General features: G+C 65.1%; 10 protein-coding genes. 5 read left to right on the forward strand and 5 right to left on the reverse strand.

The features are described from left to right. Nucleotide 1: 1 nt before the first annotated feature. The 5 genes from AC1DBX_RS11545 to AC1DBX_RS11565 form a co-directional block, all read right to left on the reverse strand. Nucleotides 2-1,450, reverse strand: a complete 1,449-nt coding sequence (locus AC1DBX_RS11545; RefSeq protein ID WP_476856765.1) for a phytoene desaturase family protein — start codon at nucleotides 1,448-1,450, stop codon at nucleotides 2-4. Beyond that, nucleotides 1,447-2,925, reverse strand: a complete 1,479-nt coding sequence (locus AC1DBX_RS11550; protein WP_476931789.1) for a glycosyltransferase family 87 protein — start codon at nucleotides 2,923-2,925, stop codon at nucleotides 1,447-1,449. The genes AC1DBX_RS11545 and AC1DBX_RS11550 overlap by 4 nt, the downstream gene beginning before the upstream one ends. A gap of 271 nt (nucleotides 2,926-3,196) precedes the next feature. Then, nucleotides 3,197-3,331, reverse strand: coding sequence for a hypothetical protein (locus tag AC1DBX_RS11555; protein ID WP_263407439.1), 135 nt, complete (start codon nucleotides 3,329-3,331; stop codon nucleotides 3,197-3,199). 753 nt (nucleotides 3,332-4,084) lie between these two features. Then, a complete protein-coding gene (locus AC1DBX_RS11560; RefSeq protein WP_028277661.1) occupies nucleotides 4,085-4,669 on the reverse strand; it encodes a histidine phosphatase family protein in 585 nt (194 codons plus the stop codon). Then, on the reverse strand, nucleotides 4,670-6,148 hold the full coding sequence (locus AC1DBX_RS11565) for a CCA tRNA nucleotidyltransferase (protein ID WP_223914879.1): 1,479 nt from the start codon (nucleotides 6,146-6,148) through the stop codon (nucleotides 4,670-4,672). A 171-nt stretch (nucleotides 6,149-6,319) separates the two neighbouring features. Here AC1DBX_RS11565 and AC1DBX_RS11570 point away from each other — a divergent pair, with 171 nt between their 5' ends. From AC1DBX_RS11570 to trxA, 5 genes are all read left to right on the forward strand, one after another. Then, entirely contained in the window at nucleotides 6,320-6,868 is a 549-nt protein-coding gene (locus AC1DBX_RS11570) for an NUDIX hydrolase (protein WP_476850700.1), read from the forward strand. A 72-nt stretch (nucleotides 6,869-6,940) separates the two neighbouring features. Further along, complete coding sequence (gene murJ, locus AC1DBX_RS11575) at nucleotides 6,941-9,004, forward strand: murein biosynthesis integral membrane protein MurJ (RefSeq protein WP_476931831.1); 2,064 nt, start codon at nucleotides 6,941-6,943, stop codon at nucleotides 9,002-9,004. 171 nt (nucleotides 9,005-9,175) lie between these two features. Then, nucleotides 9,176-10,711, forward strand: a complete 1,536-nt coding sequence (locus tag AC1DBX_RS11580; protein WP_476850702.1) for an ABC transporter substrate-binding protein — start codon at nucleotides 9,176-9,178, stop codon at nucleotides 10,709-10,711. Between the two features lie 297 nt (nucleotides 10,712-11,008). Further along, nucleotides 11,009-11,965 (forward strand): thioredoxin-disulfide reductase, encoded by a 957-nt coding sequence (gene trxB, locus AC1DBX_RS11585; RefSeq protein ID WP_476931790.1) that lies wholly within the window; start codon nucleotides 11,009-11,011, stop codon nucleotides 11,963-11,965. Nucleotides 11,966-12,002: 37 nt separating this feature from the next. Continuing rightward, a complete protein-coding gene (gene trxA / locus AC1DBX_RS11590) occupies nucleotides 12,003-12,329 on the forward strand; it encodes a thioredoxin (RefSeq protein WP_223914875.1) in 327 nt (108 codons plus the stop codon). Nucleotides 12,330-16,427 lie beyond the last annotated feature (4,098 nt).

Genomic DNA, 16,427 nt, shown 5'->3' on the forward strand with positions numbered 1-16,427 from the left:
GCTAGGGGACCCGGTATCCGAGGTCCGGGACGCCGAGACCGAACATGTCCTTGAGGGCATGCCGGGCGGCGTGGAAGCCGGGCATCCCGGTGACGCCGGGACCGGGCGGGGTCGACGACGAGCACAAGTACACCCCTGGCAGCGGCGTCCGCCAGGGCACCGGGCTCAGCACCGGCCGCCGCAACATGCCCCAAAGGTCCATGCGGCCTGCGCCGAAGTCCCCACCAACGAAGTTCTCGTCGTACGCCGCCAGCCCTGCGGCCGTGGTCACCTTGAACTGCACCACCACATCCCGGAACCCGGGCGCGAAGCGCTCCAGTTGCGCCATGACCGCATCGCTCATGTCCACAGTGGAACCGGCCGGAACGTGGCAATAGGTCCACAGGATGTGCCGGCCGGCCGGCGCGCGGCCGGCATCAAAACGCGAGGGCTGGGATACCAGCACGTAGGGCCGGTCCGGATGCCGTCCCGAGGCGACCAGGCGTTCCGCTTCGGCGGTTTCCGCCCGGGTGCCGCCCACGTGCACCGTCCCGGCATCGGCGAGGCCGTCCGCCGCCCACGGCACCGGTCCGGAGAGGATGAAATCGACCTTGCAGGAAGCGTTCCCGAAGCGGAAGGACGCCAGGGCGCTCTTATAGCGCGACGGGAGCCGGCCCTCCGCCAGGTGCAGCAGCGCGGGGGGTGCCACATCCAGCAGCGTGGCCCGGGCCGGCGGCAGCTCCGCGAGCGATGTGATCCGCCTGCCGGTCTCGACCACCCCGCCATGGGCCTCGATGTCAGCGGTCAGCGCCCGGGCAATCGCGGCCGATCCGCCGCGCGGAACCGGCCAGCCGCCGGCATGGCCCAGGGCGCCCAGCATCAGCCCGGCGCCGGCGGCGGTGATCGAGGGCAGCGGCGCCACGGCATGAGCGGCGACGCCGCTCAGCAGTGCGGGAGCCAGGTCCTGGCTGAACCTCGCATTCCACAGCGGCGAGCCTTGTTCGAGCGCCCGGAGGCCGAACGCGGCGGCGGCCAGGGGATCTGCCGGAATCCGCAGCAGCTGGTTCAGGGTGAGGTCCGCGACGCCCTCCACCCGCCGCACGAGGGGCTCCATGAGCTGGCGGTAGGCGGCGCCGTCCCTCCCGAGTTCCGCAACGGTGCGGTCCAGGGAACGGTAGGCCAGCGCCGCGCGGCCGCCGTCGAGCGGGGATCCGTACGAGAGCTCGGGCACCTCCAGGGGCACGCGCCTGGACAGCTCGAACCGGCGGAAAAAGGGTGAGGCCAGAACCATGGGGTGCACGGCCGAACAGACGTCGTGGAAGTGGCCCGGTTCCATCAGTTCGGCGGTGCGCAGTCCGCCGCCGGGTGTGGCGGCCGCCTCGAACACGTGGACTTTGAGTCCGGCCCGCGCCATGGTCACCGCCGCGGCCAGCCCGTTGGGGCCGGAACCGACGACGGCGACGTCAGTCATGCGCTGTGGCTTTCCGCCACGGCACTCTTCCGCCACGGCACCAGGGACGCCGCGGGCCGGCGCAGATCAATCCGCAGCCAGTCCGGGGCACCGTCGAAGGGGCCGCCATGCGGATCATCGATGCGGTGGCGGCGGATCACGTCGCTGGACGGATCCCAGATGTCCCAGGCGACACGGGCCATCAGGTACGCGGTGGCGAGCATGTGGGCAACCACGGCCAGGACGTAGTAGGGCATGTCGATGTTGTGCTGGGTCGAGCCGCCGCTGGTTGCCTGCCCGAGGTACATCCAGATGGCGCCCCAGTGCAGCGCTTCGATGGCTTGCCAGATGACGAAGTCACGCCAGCGGGGCCGGGCAAGGGCGATCAGGGGGATCAGCCACAACACGAACTGGGGGGAGTACACCTTGTTGGTCAGGATGAACGCGGCCACGATCAGGAACGCCAGCTGCGCGATCCTCGGCCGGCGGGGTGCCGTCAGTGCCAGGACCGCAATCAGGATGCAGGCCAGGAGAAACAGGTCCAGTGCCAGGGAGTTGATGGCCGCGGCCTCAAGCGGATTCCAGCCCAGCCGGGCGGCCACCAGGTTGTAGGCGAACCAGGGCGAGCTGTAGCCCGCCGGCCGCTCCTGCGTGAACTGGTAGAAGTACTTCCAGCCGTCCGGATTTGCCGCGGCTGCCGGGACGTTGACCGCCAGCCAGGCCGCGGTTGCGGCGCCAGCCGTGATCAGCAGCGCCCGGATGCGCCCGCTCCGGAGCGCCAGCAGCAGGACGGCGCCGAGGATCAACAGCGGGTAGAGCTTGGTGGCCGTGCCCAGGCCGATGAAGATCCCGGCGAGGACGAGCTTGTTCCGCGCAAAGAAGTACATGCCAAGAGCCAGCATGCACACGGCCCACATGTCCCAGTTAATGACGCCCGCCAGGACAATGCCGGGGGCGAGGGCAACCATCGCCGCGTCCCAGGACCGCCGGCGGTTCGTCCGTGCCGTGGCCAGCACGGTGATGATCCAGACGGCGGCGATCAGGGTGGCGTTGACGTCGAAGTAGCCAAGGACGCGGGGATCGTCGGTGCCGGCGCCGGGCACCAGAAGTGCGGTGGCACCCGCGATCAACCCCATCAGCACGGGGTACTCGAAGAGGCTTCCCGGGGTAATGAAGGGGAAGGCGCCATCGCCGAGGCCTCGGTTGCGGAACAGCTCCGGAAAGTCCGAGTAGCACGTGGCGTAGAACTGCCCGGGTGTTTCCCAGCCGTTGGTGCGGCAGAAGTTCTTGAGCAGAATCCCGGCCAGGGCGGCGAGGACAGTGAGGATGACCAGAACACGATCCACCGTAAAGAATCCCGGCGAAACGATCCCGGGCGCCGAGCGGTGGCCCAAGGGACCGCCTACCAGTTCCGTGAAGTTTCGGAGAAAAGGGTCGCTGCGGCTCGGGATGACCAATCGGACCCGTTTGCGCTCCGGCGGCTTTGTCTCCTGCATGACCTTGAGCTTACCGGGGGACATTGACCCGTGCCGCGCCGCGGTCTTCGCTGGCACGTCGTATCGGAGGCCGCCACAACGGCTGGCCACGAAGGGATGCTTAAAAGGGGGAGCCCGTGCGGCGACGCACGGGCTCCCTGGGATCGGTTCCAATGTCAGTCATCAGGTCCTCCTTCGCTGCGGACAGTCCTGCCGGCAACGGGCTCCGCCGCTGCACGGGACTAGTCCATGCGCCGGTGGCGGAAATGTCCGGCCGTCAGCAGATCGGGCGTCAGCGAATCAGGCCGGCCTGATGCATGGCGAGGAACGTGTCGTCCCGCCTTTGGTCCAGGAGTTGGCCGTTGAAGCGTGTCGACTCCCTGCGGCTCAGCTTTCGGAACAGGACCGTATAGAGCTTGTTCATCATGGTTCTTACCTCCCCTCGGGGACTCGATCGGCGCGCCCTGGTGGCGGGCAGGGCTGTGCGGTGGGCAGGAGCGGTGGTTGCGGTAGTCACAGGGACCTTTCGTTGGTGGGGATTGAGCCGCCTTGGTTCAATGGGGCGAACAGGAGGCAGCAGGAATGGGCGGATGAAACGGGCCGCCGTATTTTGGGCGCGACAAATAGAGCGCTGGATGCAGGGAATTCGAATAACCGGTTCCGGGCGTGGCAATTAGCCCGAAAATCCCTGGCCTTAATTAGGCCGGAATTCCGGATAGGAAAAAGTTATTCGATGGAGAATGGCCCCTGGACGCGGTAGCGCCGAAACCCCAACAAGAAGCTGGGTTCCGAACTATGGGGAGGCTGCGCAACCGCGTGGTTCCGCCTGTTCAGGCTGCCGTCATTGGGCTTTCCGTCATGGAAGGCCAACTGCCGCGGGCCCCAGGCTGCATTGCCTGGGACGGGAAAGCGGTCAGGAAACAGTCAGTCCGACATTTGGGCGCGGGTCAGCGAACGAGGCCGGGTTGGCGGTGGTGGAGTACATCCATCCGCTAGTCAAAGTAATCATCATTTTCCCAACCTCCTTTTCTGTTCTGCCGTGGCTCCGGCTGACAGGCCGGGCGACGCGCGCCGTGACCCCGGCAAGTCGCCTTGGGGTCAGAAATAAAAATACACTACGAATGCGGCAGTTGCCTACCGAATTCATAAACTTTTTTTAAGTTTGTTTTAAAAACCGGTTTTAGAGTCCCCAGCGCACGATTGCCGGTGTCTTCTTATCCCATCCCAGTGTGCAGACTTTGGCGGTCCCCAACACGAAATGCCGGCCCTCGCGGGGGTCCAATCCGAGCCACCGGGCGGTCAGGATGCGGGAGAAATGCCCGTGCGCGACGATCAGCACATTGTCCAGACCCGATTCGAGCACCCGGGCCACGATCTTGTCCGCGCGGGCGGCGACGTCGTCGAGCGCTTCACCATTGGGCACGCCGTGCGTCCAGATCAGGTATTCGGGGTTGTCCTTGCGGATGAGGTCCGAGCTGATGCCCTCGTAGTCGCCGTAGTCCCACTCCACCGCCAGCGGCTCCAACTGGGCGTCGGGGTAGCCGGCGAGTTCGGCGGTCCGGCGGGCGCGGCGCAGGGGTGAGGTCAGTACGAGGTCGAAGTCGACGGTCTCGAGCACCCTGCGCGCCTCCACGGCCTGCTGCTCGCCTTCCACCGTGAGGGGCATGTCCGTGAGACCGGTGTATTGCCCGCTCTTGGACCACTCTGTTTCACCGTGCCGCAGGATCCACAGTTGGGGGCGGGGGCCGTTGGATGGTGCAATCACTTAGGACTCCTCAGTGGTGGAGAGTTCGGCGCCGGCGGGCGCCGCCTCGGGCTGTGCCGCCCACCAGTCCCGCAGGCGGGATTCGGCGACGGCGGGATCGAGCGGGCCGTGCTCCATGCGTTCTTCCAGCAGGAATTTGTAGGCGCGGCCCACCACGGGACCGGGCTTGAGACCAAGCAGCGCCATAATCCGGCCGCCGTCCAGGTCCGGGCGGACGGCGTCGAGGGACTCCTGCTCCCGCAGCGCCGCAATCCTGTCCTCGAGGTCGTCGTAGGCGAAGGACAGCCGGTCCGCCTTGCGCTGGTTCCGGGTGGTGACATCGGAGCGGGTGAGCCGGTGCAGGCGCTCCAGGAGGGGACCGGCGTCGGTGATGTAGCGGCGGACCGCGGAATCGCTCCAGCCGGCCTCACCGTAGCCGTAAAAGCGCATGTGCAGCTCCACAAGCCTGGCCACGGCCTTGATGGTGTCGTTGTCGAAGCGCAGCGCCTTCATGCGCTTGGCGGTCAGCTTGGCGCCCACCATGTCGTGGTGGCGGAAGCTCACTGCGCCGCCCGGTTCAAAGCGGCGCGTGGCCGGCTTGCCGACGTCGTGCATGAGGGCGGCGAACCGCAACACGAAGTCCGGGCCGGGAACCGGGCCGTCCGCCTTCGACTCCAGCGCTGCTGCCTGTTCCAGGACCTGCAGCGAGTGCTGGTAGACGTCCTTGTGGCGGTGGTGTTCATCGGATTCCAGGCGCAGGGCCGAGACTTCCGGCAGCACCAGGTCCGCAAGCCCGGTATCGACCAGCAGGTCCACGCCGGCCCGCGGCTGCGCGGCGCAGATGAGCTTGATCAGTTCATCGCGCACGCGTTCGGCCGAGATGATGCTGATCCGTTCCGCCATCCGGACCATGGCCTCGCGGACGTCGGCGTGCAGCGACACCCCCAGTTGGGCCGCGAACCTCGCGGCGCGCATCATGCGCAGGGGGTCGTCGGAGAAGGACGTTTCCGGCGGCCCGGGCGTGTTGAGGATCGAGGCGTGCAGGTCGCGGACGCCGCCGAAAGGATCGACGAGCTCCAGCATGGGCAGCCGCAGGGCCATGGCATTGATCGTGAAGTCCCGCCGCAGCAGGTCATCCGTCAGGGATGTTCCGAAGGCCACTATCGGCTTGCGGGACTCCGGATCGTAGGCGTCGGCCCGGTAGGTGGTGATTTCGATCTGGAAGTCGTCCTTGCGCATCCCGATGGTGCCGAAGGCGCGCCCGATCTCCCAGTAGTTGTCCGCCCATTTCTTGATCAGGGCAACCGTCTGGTCCGGAGTGGCGTCAGTGGTGAAGTCCAGGTCGGGCGAGACCCGGCCAAGAAAAAGGTCACGGACCGGCCCGCCCACGAGGGACAGCTCGTGGCCGGCGTCGACGAAGCGCTGCCCGAGCTCCAGAACCACCGGATCCACCTGGAAAGAAACGGTGTGAGAGTCAGTCTTGTGATGTGCGTGCGCCATAGTTACTTAAGCTTGTCAGAAAACCGCGCCAGCACCACACCGGAACCCGCAAGGATCCGGCGGGTTCGTCACGATTGCGCACGAACCGGCGCGGGCCGACTTTCCCGGCCGTCTACTTTCCGGCCATGTTTAGGTCATCAACAGCGGGCAAGAGTCGTTAGAGTGGACCTCATGGCCCATCCCGTACCGAGCGCTCCCGGCAGGAGGACAAACGCACCGTTGCCGTCGGCAATAGGTGCCAACGTCGCGCCTGTCCAGCACACGGGCCAGGCCTCCCTGCCCACCGTGGAGGAAATCTCCGCCGGCGGCGTCGTGGTGGACATGTCCGACGCCGACCTGCGGGTAGCGATCATCGCGCGCCTTAACCGCGGCGGACGTCTCGAGTGGTGCCTGCCGAAGGGCCACCCGGAAGGCAAGGAAAGCAACGAGGAAGCCGCGGTCCGCGAGATCGCCGAGGAAACCGGGATCGAAGGCAGGATCCTGGCACCGCTGGGGAGCATCGACTACTGGTTCACCGTGAGCGGGCACCGCGTCCACAAGACCGTGCACCACTACCTGTTGCGGGCCACCGGCGGGGAACTCACCATCGAAAACGATCCGGACAAGGAAGCCGTGGACGTCGCGTGGGTTCCGATCCAGGAGCTGGCGCGCAAGCTGTCCTTCCCCAACGAACGCCGCATCGCGGATCTGGCCAAAGAAGTCCTGCCGGAAGTGCACTAGAGGGATCGAAACCTCGCCGGTGCGGCCGGTCACGTCCACGGATAGCGACTAATGCCCCGCGCGGGTGAGACGATGAAGACGATGTCATCAGCCAAACCCGCCCCCGTACCCTCCGGCCCCGCCGATTCCAAAGCTGCCCAATCCGGAGAAGCCCGTTCCAGCGCCGTCATGGCCGCCGGAACCCTCGTTTCGCGTTTCCTGGGCTTCGCCAAGACCTGGATGCTGGCCGCCGCCCTGGGCCTGGGCTCGACGGTCAACGACACTTTCATCAACGCCAACAACCTTCCCAACCTGATCTTCCTGCTGGTGGCCGGCGGGGTGTTCAATGCTGTTCTGGTGCCGCAGATCATCAAAGCCAGCAAGGCGCCGGACAAGGGAGCGGACTACATCAGCCGGCTGCTGACGCTGGCGGTGCTGGTGCTGCTCGTTCTCACGCTGCTGGTCACGCTCCTGGCGCCGTCAGTCATTCAACTGACCACCCAGGGCTACTCGCCGCAGCAGAAGGCCCTCGCGGTGTCGTTCGCGTTCTGGTGCCTTCCGCAGATCTTCTTCTACGGCCTGTACGCCCTGCTGACCCAGGTCCTCAACGCCCACGGGGCCTTTGGACCCGCGATGTGGGCGCCAATCATCAACAACGTCGTGGCGATCGCCGGGCTGGGCATGTTCATCGGCATCATGGGGTCCAACGCCACCAACCCGCACACGATCGACAACTGGGGCCCGTTCCAGACCATCCTCGTCGCCGGGTTCTCCACAATCGGCGTCGTCACCCAGACCGCCGTGCTGCTCATCCCCGTGTTCAGGCTCCGGCTGGGGCTGCGGCCGCGCTTCGGCTGGCGCGGGGTCGGTCTGGGCCATGCCGCGAAGCTGAGCGTCTGGACCCTGGCGACAGCCGCCGTCGGGCAGTTCGCCTTCCTTTACGTCATGCGCATCGCGACGATCCCGGGCGCGGAACGGCTCCGCCTCCAGCAGGCCGGGGATCCCGCGGCAGCCTTCATTCCGGGCAACGCGGTGCTGGAGGTGGCCAGCCAGCTGTACCTTCTGCCGCACTCCATCATTGCCCTGTCCCTGGCCACCGTGCTGTTCAACCGGATGACCCGGGCGTCCCAGGACGGTGACCGGGCCGCCCTGCGAAACGCGCTCTCCCACGGGCTGCGGACCATGGCCGTGGCAACCGTCTTCGGCGCGCTGGCGCTCTTCGCGCTGGCCGGACCGCTGGGCATGTTCTTCTCCGGCAACAATCGCCTGGACGGCGTCATGCTGGCCCAAACCCTCACGATCCTGGCCCTCAGCACCCCGTTCATGAGCGCCAACTTCATGATGTCGCGGGTGTTCTACGCCAATGAGGACGCACGGACGCCGTTCTTCATCCAGCTGGTCCTGGCGCTGGTCAACCTGTCGGCCGCGTTCGCGATCCAGTTCCTGCCGTTCGATCAGATCATCTTCGCCATCGCGATCCTCTACACGGCCGGCAACATCCTTTCCGTGATCGTCAGCGCGACCTTCCTGCGCCGGCTCCTGGGCCACCTCGACGGGCCCCGCATCGCCAGCTCCTACATCCGCATGGGGTATGCGGCCCTGGGTTCCGCCCTGGCCGGAGCTGTGGCGTTGTGGCTGCTGGGCAGCTACAACCCGGACGGCTACGCCTGGAGCGACCGGACCGCCGCCCTGGTGACAATCGTCGTCGTCGGTCCCGTCATGCTGGCCGCCTATTTCCTGCTGCTGAAGCTCTTCCGGGTCACCGAGCTGCAGGACCTCCTGCAGCCGCTGCTTGGGCGGCTCCGGCGCAGCACCGCCGCAGGGCCCGGCACGGGGCCGCAGGCAGACGGCGCGGCGGAGGTCCGGAGGGCACCGGAGCGGGCCACCGTCTCGGTGGATACGGGCCTGATTCCGCGAATTTCCGGCGAGTTCGACGCCGAGTCGTTCCGTGCCGGTCCCGACATTCGGGAAGAGGACTCGTTCCCTTACGGCCGTCCCGCTGGCCCGGAGGGCGGTTACCTGCCGGCAGAAGACCTCCCCAGCACCGCGCAGGGCGGCTTGGGCAAGGGCGATGTTCCCCTGCCGGGCCGCCGCACCTACCAGGGGCCGGCCGGCCACAACCCCCACTTCCCGTTTGGCGGGAAAAAGAAAAAATGATCCCGGCTCCGTTTCGAACTGCCGTGCTCACGCGGCCTGGACAGAGCATCGGCTAGGATCGAAGACTAACAAGGGAAGTTGCGGACCAGCGGTCAACCGGCTTACCGGAGGGCACACGGTCGCTCTCGGAGTGACCACGTCGGCAGGTCCCGGACAGTCTAGGAGGAGCCCGTGTCCCACCCGATCGATGTCGGATCAGTACTCGGTGGCCGCTACAAGGTCACTGCCACCGTACTGACCTCACATGACCAGGATCTGGTGCTGGACGGTGTGGACCAGGTGCTCAACCGCCCCGTGAGCATACTCGTCGCAGGCCCGGGCAACGCCGACCAGGTGGCCCAGAGCGCCCGTGAAGTGGCCACGGGCGAACGTCCCGGCAACGTGCAGATCCTCGATCTTGGCGTCAGCGACGCCACCACGTACCTGATCACCAACCACACCTCGGCCGCGGATCTGCTGGATCTTGTGGTCTCTTCCAACCCGCCGTACGTCGAACCCTTCTTCACGGACACGCTGGGCAGCGAGATCTTTGGGCAGGCCCGCTCCCACGAACCCGAAACCTACGACGGGCTTTACGACGACGAGGAAGTCGACGCCGGGTACATCAACTATGGCCAGGCCCAGGGCACAAACGCACAGCCGCCGGCTTCTCCGGCACCGCCCCCCGCGGGAGTACCGTCGCGGCCCGCTTCCGCTCCTGCTGCCGCGGCAGCAGCCGCGGCGGCCGCCAGGGCACCCACAACCGCACCGCAGGAGACGGCGGCGCATTCAACGGCGCCGCAGCCCGTCCAGAACGGCTCGCCCCGCCAGGCCGAACCGGCAGCGCAGCAGCCGGCAACCGCCGCGGCACCAAAAGTTTCCTTGTGGTCCGACGACGACTACACCGGTGACGATCACCGCGGCGGAGAGCACCACGGCGGCGCAGCCGCGGCTGCCGGAGTGGCTGCTGCCGGCTTCGACTCGGCGGATCGGGCTCCGGGCAACTTCCCCGCCTCCGCCCGTGCCGCCGTCGACCAGGATGAGGACGAGTACGAGTACGAAGACGAGGACGAGCCCAACCGGGAGCCGCGTTCCATGCGCTGGCTGGTGGGCGGGCTCCTGGCTGCCGTGCTGGTGGTCGGCCTGATCTTCGCGGTCACCAACCTTGGCAGCCTCTTCAAGAGCAGCCCGCAGACCAACGCCGCAACCTCCGCCTCCTCCAGCGCACCGGAACCGTCCACCGCGCAGCCGTCGTCGACCGCCACCGAGGCGCCGGCGGCCGGACCGCCCGTCATCGAAGACGTGACGCGACTCGGCAACTTCGATTTCGCCGGAAATTACGACTCCGACCTCGTCAAGACTTTTGACGGCAACGGCGCGAGCTTCTGGTCAGACATGGAATTCGCGACGGACGACTGGGGCGGACTCGCCTCCGAAGTTCCGCTCGTGGTCAAGCTGAAGGACCCTTCCAAGGTCTCTTCCGTCACTCTGAGCCAGTTGGGGGCCTCCGGTGGCAACATCAGCGTCTTCACCAATGACAAGCCGACCCTGGACGGTGCAAAGCAGATTGGCAGCAACAGCTTTACGTCACCGGACCTGACCATGCCGCTGTCTGAACCCGTCACGGCGCAGTACGTGATCGTGTCCATCAAGAAGCTTCCGAAGCTGGCCGCACCCAAGACCCGCTATGGGTACGGCCTGCGCTTGGCCGAAATCAAAGTCCAGTAACGGCCCTGCGCGGCTGCCGCTGCGCCCAAAGGCGGCGGCTGCGCTGTAAGGCTGCGGCTGCGCTCTACGGCTGCCGCTGCGCCCTAAGGCGGCTGTCGTGCAGCGGAGGCCACGCCCGCCGGATGGCCGGTAATCCTGGGCCGTCTCCGGCCCCGGCCCCGGCAAACCGGTACCCTGAGTAGTGGTGTTGCTCCGTGACGCCCATTTCGGCCGGAATATTCAATGCCCGGCAATAGTTGTGCCATGTGGCCGGCCATCGAGGCGGGCGCATCGACAAAGGAAGAGGTTCACCGTTCAGTGAGCAACGCAGAAAACACTGCCTCCGAAGTACGTGATGTCATCATCGTCGGCTCCGGCCCGGCGGGCTACACCGCAGCGGTGTACACGGCGCGCGCGAACCTGAAGCCGCTGCTCCTGGCAGGCTCGGTTACGGCCGGCGGCGAACTGATGAACACTACGGACGTGGAGAACTACCCAGGGTTCCCCGACGGCATCATGGGCCCGGACCTGATGGAGAACTTCGAGAAGCAGGCCGCCCGTTTCGGCACGGAGATCCAGTTTGAGGACGTCACCGATTTGGACCTCGACGGCGACGTCAAGACCGTCACCATCGGCACGGGGGAGACCTTCAAGGCCCGTTCCATCATTCTTTCCACCGGTTCGGCCTACCGCGAGCTCGGCTTGCCGAACGAGAAGAGGCTTTCGGGCCACGGTGTGAGCTGGTGTGCAACCTGCGACGGTTTCTTCTTCAAGGATCAAGACATTGCCGTCATTGGCGGCGGCGACTCCGCCATGGAAGAGGCCCTGTTCCTCACCAAGTTCGCCAAGTCCGTCACGGTGGTCCACCGCCGCGATGCCCTCCGCGCTTCAAAGATCATGGCTGACCGCGCCTTGGCCCACGAGAAGATCAACTTTGTGTGGAACACCGGTGTGGAAGACGTGTTGGGACAGGACAAAGTCACCGCATTGCGGTTGAAGAACCTGGTGGACGGCACGGAATCCGAACTGGCCGTAACCGGAGTATTCGTGGCAATCGGCAACGATCCCCGCACCGATCTGGTCAAGGGCAAACTCGAGCTGACCGTAGAGGGAACCATCGCCGTGGACGGCCGCACCTCGAAGACCAGCGTCCAGGGCGTCTTCGCTGCCGGTGACGTCATTGATCCGACCTACCGCCAGGCCATCACGGCCTCCGGTTCCGGGTGCGTGGCCGCCCTCGACGTCGAGCACTACCTCGCAGATTTCCACGCCTAACCGGCGCGCAGCAACCAACGGAAGAGAGACAAAGGTTATGAGCAACGCAAAAGACGTAACGGACGCCAGCTTCAGCACTGATGTACTGGCCTCCGAGAAGCCCGTCATTGTCGATTTCTGGGCCGAATGGTGCGGCCCCTGCCGCAAGCTCGGTCCGATTCTTGACGAGATTTCGGTCGAGTACGGCGAGAAGGTTGATGTGGTCAAGGTGAACGTTGACGACAACCCGGCCATCGCTGCCGAGTACGGCATCACCTCCATCCCTGCCGTGTACCTGTTCCAGGGCGGCGAGGTCAAGGGCACCGTGATCGGCGCCCGGCCCAAGCAGTTCTTCGAGAAGGAATTTGCGGACGTCCTGTCCTAGGCTGACCGAAAGTGGCCCCCGCTTCTGGCGGGGGCCATTTTTTTGTTGTGCTCCACGGCCCACGATCGGGGAGTAGGACTAGGCGGACAGCCCCTAAATCTGCCATGACCGGTTTTGCAACCTTGGGTGGCTGTCTATCGGATTGGTTCTTTGGTCTGCTGGCTGACAATTCCCCTGGGCGCCGCCGGCTTGTGAAATGGGCTACCCCTCGGCCGGCGAACTGCTATTCGTGCTGACAGTCACGGAAGGTGTTTGGCCGTTGCTTAGGGGACGCCACCCTCTTGTTTCACGTGAAACATGATGACCGCTGCACCCCCACTTATCAGTTCGGTGCGCGATGTGAACCTGTGCGTAGACACGGCGGGTTCCCATTAGAACATCACAGTCGATTTGCGTTGCCTGCGTGTATGCCGAGGGTTGGTTGCCCAAATTCCACCGAAGCACCATGCGCCATGTCGCGTAATGGACGTGTTTCACGTGAAACATCCAACTTCCAGAGTCATGAAGTTTGGGACGGCTTTCGGATGAGTCCGGACCCGAAAAGCACTCCAACACTCGTGGCCCGCCGCGGGGGAGTCTACGGTAGAGGTCTCACTTATACCAGGTTCGTGGTTTTCTGACGGGAAGGCTTCCACCGATACTGCCGTTAAGGCGGCGCCGCACTCCGCTGCCGCCCCGAGTCCGGGCAGGGTCAGGGCCCTCCTGCCAGCGCAACACGCCATGACTGCTCCTGCACGTCCGCCACGGGTCCGGGGAGAGTTGGGGGCCACCCGGGTCGGCGGCGAAATAGTAGACTAGCCGGCGTGTGACCAGGACTGCGATCGACTGTCTCTAACACACACATTCGCCCCGTTTTCCAAGATCGGCGATCAATGCCGGCCAGTCACTACCAGCCGTAGCCACCGGCCGCCCGGTTCGGACCCTGTTTCACGTGAAAGAGGTGTGTACGTCGCAGCTGCCGAATTGTCCGGCCCACCTCCACGCTCCCCATGTTTCACGTGAAACGGGTGTGCACGTCGCGAGAGTGCCGACTACTTCCGCCCACCTCCGCCGTGCCAATGTTTCACGTGAAACACCCCTAGTCGCAATCCATAAATCGCAACTTGGAGCGAAGTGATAGTGGACTCTTCGATAGCCAATTGCGGCTACCGACTCAGCCCGCCCATTTCCGCAGGAAAAGGGGTCGGTGGGACGCAAAGATGCGCTTGATGGTCTGTGCCTCCCAGCTGGAAAGGCCCGGCCCAACCTTGGCTGAACGGCCCCAGGGACGTTGGCCTGCGCCCGTGAACGCCATCGTTCCCCGCCCTAACGCCCGCTCCAGCACCGCCGGCTCCGACCCAAATTCCGCATAACAGACCGGATTTCGCACGGTTCACCGGATCCGATCCCGTCCCAACATCTCCAGACCTCCTGGTTTCACGTGAAACATGTCAGCGGACCATAAACAGTCTGCGGCGAAGCAGACCCAAGATTCCCGTCCGTAGCCAGCGATGAAAACTGCCGCCAGCCCCTTCAGGCCTCTGTGAACCGCCGTGTGTGGGGACAGGCAAACGTGGGTGCCTTTGAAGCGGCGTGCAGTGCGCCCCGGAACCGGCGAGGGGACTTGCCTGTGCTCAGCCGCCGGAGCTTGGGGCAGAGTGCTCATGGGCGTTCTCGGCCGCCCGCTTGCGACCATGGGCCCATGTTGTCTGATTTGAAAGCGAACCGATGATCAATTTCGGATCGCTGCGGCAGTCAGTCATCGAATGAACACGCCCCGCCGCCGTTACGGCCGCCGCAGTTCCCGCACCCTGCGCGGCGTGGGACGCACGGAACCGGTCCTGCATTCCATAGGGCACCCGACCAAACACAGGGCCCGGCTCTGAGGCGATTCTGACGGTCAGGTCCGACACTTTGTCCAATCCATGGCTCGTCCCGACAATTGGACCCTCGCAGCCTCCGGTCCGCGTCCTACGCCCCTGTAAGAGTCGCTGCTCCGCTTCACCAGGGTTCCGGTCCAGGGTCACTCCGGCGGCGGTCAAGGTCAATCGTGCAGTGCCTGTTCAGAGTTCGCGGGCTGATCGGTTCATCAATCACCATCACCGTTCAGCCCGCGGCATGATCTTGTCCCCGCTGGTCAATGCCCACTGTCTCCGCCCAGGCCTGGTTCGGTCTCAGGCTCCACTCAAGCTGCATTGGGCTTGCCCAAACTCCTGTGCCGTTAGCGGCTGGCCGCCCCATTTTGCTCTAGAGGGGACCGGATTGGGCCGGCTCTTGTGTCCCGGGTAGGGTCCATTCGGCAGTCGCGGGACAAGAAGATCGCACGCCTGCTCTCATGAAGTCTTGTTCTCATGAAGGTTGGTGTCTGTGCCCTGACAGTCGCGGCGCAGCAGGTTCGATTCCATGGCGACAAGACCAAGGACACCCAGGTCCAGCCGCGAACCGGCCCCCGCCCCGGCAGGCGCCGCAACCGCCGCTGCCCGCTATGGATGTCCTTCGAGCCCTCGGCGTCTGTCCGCAATTCCCCACTCTCATAGTGACCGGCGCAGGCTTTCCGACCGTCAATCCACGAGCCATCACGACCGCCGAGCTGGGTACCAAGCGGAGGTCGGCGGTGGCCGACACCCAAGCATTTCCCGCCTGTCCAGCGGCTATAGGATCCGGAGCTCACTCGATATCCACCAGTTTCTCCACAGAAGTTATTCACACCGTTATCCACAGGTGCTGAGAGATTATTCACATGCCCTTCCTGGTGAGCGGCCGAGCGCCGTCGCCCCTCCGGTACTGGTCCTCTGACCCGCCACCCGCCGTGCCGGGGATATGTCCTGGACCCCAATGAGGAACTCTGGCCCGCAATCAGGTCATCGAGCGTATATCCCTGAAAAATTAACCGTAGAACGGCGATTTAGTACATCTTCGCGAATGCTTCGACCATCGCCGCTGCACACCATAATCATGTTTCACGTGAAACGGACAGTATGCCCTCAAAGGAGGTTCGGGGCAGTTGTCACGGCAGCAGCTCGTACAAGAATCTGGCGTCCCTAGCGGGCTGCCGTCAGTCACTAATCCACAAAGTTATCCACAGCAATATCCACCGCCCTATCCACCGCGCCATCGACCGGCCGCTGGCTAATACTCGGGCCGGGAGCGGCCCCGCGAACCTCACCTGGATGCAGCTTTGACCTGCGGTGAAGTACCCTCCGGACGTGTCATCCCAGGGCGGCCGGGAGCTGCAAATCCAGGTGGGTCGAACCAAAACCCGTCGAGGGCCGGGACCGCCGACGTGTCATTGCATCGCCCGTCGCGCCGGCCGAAGCCAGCATGTTCCACAGCGCAAGGCGGACTTCAAGAAGACCAGGGGAGCGGAGCCACTGTCCCAAGGAACCCTCCCGCCCCACGTCCAGGGGATCGTTTTGCCGGGCCAAGATGCGACGACGGCACCCGCTGAATCGATGGGCTTTGCCGGGCAGCTCACATGCTCTGAGCTCGGAGACCTTGGCGGGCCCCACGCCCTCGCTGGGTCTGTCCGGTTGATCATCTTTCCACACCGGTCCTCGCGGAACCGCCGTGTCCGTTGGCCGATGCAGACACGAAGAGGCTCGTCGACAGTGTGTTTGCCATGCGTTGTTTGCATTGAGACAGCCCTGGACTTGTCCTGACTGAAGCATTGCCTGTCGACCCGGGGATTCGGATGAGGGAGGCGCCGGACTGCAAAAGCGGTCGGGTCGGTCGAGCCCGCACAGTTGACACGCGCAAGCACGAGTCCCGAACCCAATCAGATTGGTCCGGATGCAGACCTTCCTTCTTTGCGGTTTGAATCCCTCCGGTTGCCGCACCAACTTACGGGTCCGGTGCGATCAGCGGATTGGATCCTGCAGGCAACTGCGCCCTGGTGCCCGGGGCGACGAACCTGGCCGCCCGAAACACACTGGTCCGGGGAACGGACCCGGCGCGGGTAGCTGTGTAGTTGGACATGCAGCAGCACGGCTGCTTCCCTATGATGGCGGCTGGATGCCCACACAAGAGCCATCCAGACAGTTGCAGCCAGGACGAATCCACAGGAAGGCGTGGTCGGCGTCTAGGATCAATCGGCACGACCCCGGCCCTACTTCACATGGC

This window comes from Arthrobacter sp. 10N44_2 (assembly GCF_056394385.1).

Bases quoted from the DNA above. Each gene is read 5' to 3' on its own strand.
- AC1DBX_RS11545 (WP_476856765.1), bottom strand. From the start codon at position 1,450: ATGACTGACGTCGCCGTCGTCGGTTCCGGCCCCAACGGGCTGGCCGCG.
- AC1DBX_RS11550 (WP_476931789.1), bottom strand. From the start codon at position 2,925: ATGCAGGAGACAAAGCCGCCGGAGCGCAAACGGGTCCGATTGGTCATC.
- AC1DBX_RS11555 (WP_263407439.1), bottom strand. From the start codon at position 3,331: ATGATGAACAAGCTCTATACGGTCCTGTTCCGAAAGCTGAGCCGCAGG.
- AC1DBX_RS11565 (WP_223914879.1), bottom strand. From the start codon at position 6,148: ATGGCGCACGCACATCACAAGACTGACTCTCACACCGTTTCTTTCCAG.
- AC1DBX_RS11570 (WP_476850700.1), top strand. From the start codon at position 6,320: ATGGCCCATCCCGTACCGAGCGCTCCCGGCAGGAGGACAAACGCACCG.
- murJ (WP_476931831.1), top strand. From the start codon at position 6,941: ATGAAGACGATGTCATCAGCCAAACCCGCCCCCGTACCCTCCGGCCCC.
- trxA (WP_223914875.1), top strand. From the start codon at position 12,003: ATGAGCAACGCAAAAGACGTAACGGACGCCAGCTTCAGCACTGATGTA.